1 protein-coding gene is annotated in these 688 nt (G+C 59.2%); it reads right to left on the reverse strand.

Features of this window, described 5'->3' with window-relative positions; genetic code table 11:
- Positions 1 to 122 precede the first annotated feature (122 nt).
- Complete coding sequence (locus NKJ04_RS33620) at positions 123 to 644, reverse strand: IS3 family transposase (RefSeq protein WP_023812947.1); 522 nt, start codon at positions 642 to 644, stop codon at positions 123 to 125.
- Positions 645 to 688: the final 44 nt, after the last annotated feature.

A 688-nucleotide genomic window follows, 5' to 3' on the forward strand; every position in this document is an offset into this window, starting at 1 on the left:
CTTGATCGCCGCCTTCAGCGCCGCATGGCGGTCCGAGCGCTTCGCTGCTTTCTGTCTGTAATAGAACGTGCTGCGCGCAAGCTTCGCCAGCTCGAGCAGCCCCTCAAGCGAATGCAACGGCCTTAACGCCTGGACGGCTTGCGCTTTTTGAGCGCATGTCCCTGCGTTAAGGCCTCTAGTTTTTTTAGGTAGTCGTTCTCCATCCGCAGATGCTTCAGCTCAGCCAGCAGTTCTTCGCGGCTTTTGGCCTCGTCACTGGCTGCAACAGGCACTGCGGGGGACGGCGGCTTTGACATGGGTCGTCCTCTGGGACGTGGGCCGAGCGCCTCTATCCCGCCCGCATGATAGCGCTTCTCCCAGCCCGTCAGGCAACTGGCATTGCGGATATTGAACAATGCAGCCGTCTGCCGATACGACAGACCTTCCTCCCACATTCGCTCAAGCACCGACAGCCTGAACGCCGCGTCGTAACGACCGTACTTACCAGATAGCCCGGCATCGCCATGCGCCTGGTACAACGCAACCCACTTGCGAACAGTGGCCGCATCAACGCCATGCATCGACGCCGCACTCGCGCAGCTCTCATCCCCGCCTAAATAGCTATCGACAACCGAGCGCTTGAAACTCTCGCTGTATTTGGACATGCAAAACCCCCGAAGGTTGTGTCCAACTTTCGGGGGTCAGTTCA

It is taken from the genome of Mesorhizobium sp. M0618, assembly GCF_040320765.1.
Taxonomy (GTDB): domain Bacteria; phylum Pseudomonadota; class Alphaproteobacteria; order Rhizobiales; family Rhizobiaceae; genus Mesorhizobium.